This is a genomic window from Micrococcus sp. HSID17227, from assembly GCF_003989405.1.
GTDB lineage: Bacteria > Actinomycetota > Actinomycetes > Actinomycetales > Micrococcaceae > Micrococcus > Micrococcus luteus.
The window spans coordinates 1-4616 of sequence record NZ_RBLN01000164.1 but is presented as its reverse complement, the minus strand read 5'-3'; the positions used below and the strand labels follow the sequence as shown (position 1 = coordinate 4616).

Sequence of the window (4616 nt, the reverse complement as noted above, 5' to 3'; positions counted from 1 at the left end):
GCCAGGATGATGTCCGATGTCGCGGCCTCACCGGCCGGCACCGCCTGGGCCACCCGTTCGGCCAGAACGGTCACCAGGCGCGGCTCGACGTCGTCCCCGACCCCGGCCAGCGGTGCGGCGGCGATCGTGTCGGGCCGGGCGGCCGCGGCGTGGTGGATGTCGTGGTGGACGTGATGGCCCAGGGACAGCAGCAGCGGCACGATCACGGCCGACTCCCCCGGGGGCAGGTCCGCCACGACCTCGTCAAGGGAGGGGCTCTGCACGTCCACGTAGGCCTCGTGGACCTGGGCGCCCGGCCCCTCGGCGTCCAGGAGGGCCGCCAGGTCGGCACGGAGGCCGTCGATCACGACGCGGCCGGCCGCGTCGTGCGTGCCGTGGGCGCAGGCGATCACGTGCAGCACGGGCGCGCTCATGCCGAGCCCACCGCGTCGGCCCACACGTTCTGCGGCCCGCCGCTCACCGGCGGATCACCTTGTGCTGGGCGGCCTGGGCGACCGGCCGCATCACGATCTGATCCAGGTTCACGTGGTGGGGCAGCTCGACGGCGTGGACGCACACCTCGGCGACGTCCTCGGGGGTGAGCGGCTTCTCCACGCCCGCGTACACGGCGTCCGCGGCGGATTGGTCGCCGCCCAGGCGGTTGCGGGAGAACTCCTCGGTGTGGACCATGCCCGGGAGCACCTCGATCACCCGCACGTTGTGCTCGGCCTCCTCCAGGCGCAGCGCGCCGGTGAGCCCGTGCTGGCCCATCTTCGCGGCGTTGTAGCCGGCGCCGCCCTCGTAGGCGGTGACGGCGGCGGTCGAGGTCAGGTTGAGCACGGTGCCCGCGCCGTGGGCGCGGAGCATGGGCAGGAACGCCTGGCACATCGTCAGGGTGCCGAGCACGTTGACGCGGTACATCCACTCCCAGTCCGCGCGGTCGCCCACGCCCACGGCGTCCGTGCCGAGCGCGCCGCCGGCGATGTTGACGAGGGTGTCGGCGCCGCCGTCGGCCTCGACGCGCGAGGCCAGCGCGGCGACGGCGGCCTCGTCCGTGACGTCCAGGGCGGCGGGGACGACGTCGCCGCTCACGCCCTCGGCCCGGGCGTCGGCAGCGAGGGTCTCGAGGCGCTCGGCCCGGCGGCCGACGGCGTACACGCGCCAGCCGCGGCGGGCGAGCTCGAGGGCCGTGGCGCGGCCGATGCCGCTCGTGGCCCCCGTCACGACGGCGGCGCGGGCGGGGTTCTTCGCAGGTTCATGGGTGTGGCTCACGCCTCCGACCGTAGCCGAGCCGTGCCGTTCGGAGCACCGCCCCGTTCACCTCCGCCAGGTCGAGCGACTGGAAGGGCGGGATGTCCCGGGCGTCGTCGCAGGCCCGGCCCGCCGCCCCGGTCATGGGAGGATGGCGGGCATGGCTGAGAACACGCAGGGCACAGACACGCCCATCGACGCATCGACCCCGTCCACCCCCGCCGCCGGCGCCGTGGCCGTGCCGGACAAGCCGGCCCTCGAGGGCCTCGAGGAGAAGCTGACCGCCCGCTGGGCCGACGAGCGCACCTACGCGTTCGACACGCAGACCACCCGCGAACAGGTCTACTCGATCGACACTCCCCCGCCGACCGCCTCCGGCTCATTGCACGTGGGCCACGTCTTCTCCTACACCCAGACCGACGTGCTCGCCCGCTACCAGCGCATGAACGGCAAGAACGTGTTCTACCCGATGGGCTGGGACGACAACGGCCTGCCCACCGAGCGCCGCGTGCAGAACTACTACGGCGTCCGCTGCGACCCCGCCAAGCCGTACGTGGAGGGCTACCGCCCGCCGGAGAAGCCGGCGAAGAACCAGCGCGACTGGGACGTGATCTCCCGCAGGAACTTCATCGAGCTCTGCGAGGAGCTCGCCGTCGAGGACGAGAAGGTCTTCGAGGACCTCTTCACCCGCCTCGGCCTGTCCGTCGACTGGGACATGACCTACCGGACCATCGACGACGTCTCCCGCTCCGTCTCCCAACGCGCCTTCCTGGCCGGCATCGCCTCGGGCGACGCCTACCTGGCCGAGGCCCCCACCATGTGGGACGTGACCTTCCGCACCGCCGTGGCCCAGGCCGAGCTCGAGGACCGCGAGGTCCCGGGCGCCTACCACCGCTACGCCTTCACGGCTGCGGACGGCGAGCAGGTCTTCATCGAGACCACCCGCCCCGAGCTGCTGGCCTCCTGCTCCGGCCTGGTCGCCCACCCGGACGACGAGCGCTACCAGCACCTGTTCGGCACGACCGTCACCTCCCCGCTGTACGGCGTGGAGGTCGAGGTCTTCCCGCACTCGCTGGCCAAGCCGGACAAGGGCTCCGGCATCGCCATGGTCTGCACCTTCGGCGATCTCAACGACGTCACCTGGTGGCGCGAACTGCAGCTGCCGACCCGCACCCTGATCGGCCGTGACGGCCGCTTCGCCGCCGACACCCCCGAGTGGATCACCACGGACGCCGGCCGACAGGCCTATGCGGACACCGTGGCCGGCCGGACCGTCTTCTCCGCCAAGCAGGGTGTGGTGGACGCCCTCACCGCGGCCGGCCTGCTGGACGGGGAGCCGAAGAAGATCATGCACGCCGTGAACTTCTACGAGAAGGGCGACAAGCCGCTCGAGGTCGTCACCTCCCGCCAGTGGTACATCCGCAACGGCGGCCGCGACGCCGACCGCCGCGCCGAGCTGATCGAGCGCGGCCGCGAGATCTCCTGGCACCCGGAGCACATGCGCCACCGCTACGAGAACTGGGTCGAGGGCCTCAACGGTGACTGGCTCGTCTCCCGCCAGCGCTTCTTCGGGGTGCCGATCCCGGTCTGGTACCCGCTGGACGCGGAGGGTGAGCCCGACTATGAGAACCCGATCCTCCCGGCCGACGAGCAGCTCCCCGTGGACCCGGCCGCCGAGGCCGCCCCGGGCTTCTCCGAGGACCAGCGCGACGTCCCCGGCGGCTTCACCGGCGACCCGGACGTCCTGGACACCTGGGCCACCTCCTCCCTGACCCCGCAGATCGTGGGCCGCTGGTCCCGTGACGAGGCGTTCTTCAACAACGTCTTCCCGTTCGATCTGCGCCCGCAGGGCCACGACATCATCCGCACCTGGCTGTTCTCCACCGTGGTGCGCGCCCACGCCCTCAACGGCTCCGTGCCGTGGACGGACACCGCGCTCTCCGGCTGGATCCTCGACCCGGACCGCAAGAAGATGTCCAAGTCCAAGGGCAACGTGGTGGTCCCGACCGACATCCTGGACCAGTTCGGCTCGGACGCCGTCCGCTACTGGGCCGCCTCGGCCCGCCTCGGCGCAGACACCGCCTACGAGGTGGCGCAGATGAAGATCGGCCGCCGCCTGGCCATCAAGCTGCTCAACGCCGCCAAGTTCGTGCTGAACCTGGGCGCCACGCAGGACGCCGTCATCCGCACGGCCGATGACGCCGCGGCCGTCACCAACCCGCTGGACGCCTCCCTGCTGGCGCGCCTGGCGGCCACCGTGGAGCAGGCGACCCGCGCGTTCGAGGCCTATGACTACGCACGGGCCCTCAACGTGACCGAGCAGTTCTTCTGGGCCTTCACGGACGACTACGTGGAGCTCGTGAAGGACCGTGCCTACGGCGGCCACGGCGAGGCCGAGCAGGCCTCTGTGGTGACCACGCTGGCCACCACCCTGGACGCCCTGCTGCGTCTGCTGGCCCCGTTCCAGCCGTTCGCCACCGAGGAGGTGTGGAGCTGGTGGCGCGCCGGCTCCGTGCACACCGCCGCGTGGCCGGGCGCCGCGGACGAGGTGGCGGCCCTGTCCTTCGCCGCCTCCGCCGGTGACGCCGAGGTCCTGCCCACCGTGGCGCAGGTCCTCGGCGGCGTCCGCAAGGCGAAGTCCGAGGCCAAGGTGAAGCAGCGGACCCAGGTGCGCTCCGCCGTGGTGACCGGGCCGGCCGAGTGGCTCGAGAAGCTGCGCGGCGGCCTGGCGGACCTCAAGGCGGCCGGCAACATCGCGGACCTGTCCCTCACGCGGGGCGATGCCGGCGAGTCCGCGCCCCTGACCGTCTCCGACGTGCAGCTGGCACCGGTCGAGGACGACTGATCCCCGCCGCACGTTCCCCGAAGGTGTCTCGGGAGCGCACGCGGCACGACGACGGCCCCGTCGCCCGTCACGGGCGGCGGGGCCGTCGTCACGCTCGTGCTGCGAACCCGAGTCTGCCCTCAGCGTGGGATGTTCGTGGCCCGGATCCGGTAGGGCACAGCACGCGTCGGACAGTCCGCCGCCGGATCGGAGTTCGTCGGGAGGCGGCCCTCCCGGGGGTGTCGTGGTGCACCTCCTGGTCGTGCTCTTGCCGCATGTCGCAGTGCGGTCACCGCGGCGGGGGTGGACACTGAGAGGATGAGACCCACACCCGATCCCGCCCCGGCCGGCCGCCGCGCCTCCGACGCCTCCGCCCGGCGGATGTCCGCCGCCCTCGCCGCCATGGGCGTGCTCCACTTCGTCCGACCCGAATCCTTCGACGGGCTGATCCCGCCGTTCCTGCCCGGCTCGGCCCGCGCGTGGACCCACGGCTCCGGCGTGGCCGAGCTGGCCGTGGCGGGTCTGCTGGCCGTCCCGCGCACCCGGCGCGCGGGCGGACGCG

The 4616-nt window shown here is 72.7% G+C and carries 3 protein-coding genes and 1 pseudogene; 2 read left to right on the top strand and 2 right to left on the bottom strand.

The features are described 5' to 3' along the window. Both D8M29_RS08560 and D8M29_RS08555 read right to left on the bottom strand, forming a co-directional pair. Window positions 1-413: sirohydrochlorin chelatase (locus tag D8M29_RS08560; protein WP_305034220.1), on the bottom strand; the 413-nt coding region annotated here is incomplete at its 3' end. Window positions 414-456: 43 nt separating this feature from the next. Next, a complete protein-coding gene (locus D8M29_RS08555) occupies window positions 457-1251 on the bottom strand; it encodes an SDR family oxidoreductase (protein WP_127435205.1) in 795 nt (264 codons plus the stop codon). A 139-nt stretch (window positions 1252-1390) separates the two neighbouring features. On the opposite strand from D8M29_RS08555, the gene valS reads away from it, so the two are divergent. Together valS and D8M29_RS08545 are read left to right on the top strand one after the other, a co-directional pair. Continuing rightward, window positions 1391-4075, top strand: coding sequence for a valine--tRNA ligase (gene valS, locus D8M29_RS08550; RefSeq protein WP_127435204.1), 2685 nt, complete (start codon window positions 1391-1393; stop codon window positions 4073-4075). Between the two features lie 297 nt (window positions 4076-4372). Next, window positions 4373-4616: pseudogene (locus D8M29_RS08545) on the top strand (hypothetical protein); the annotation flags it as partial.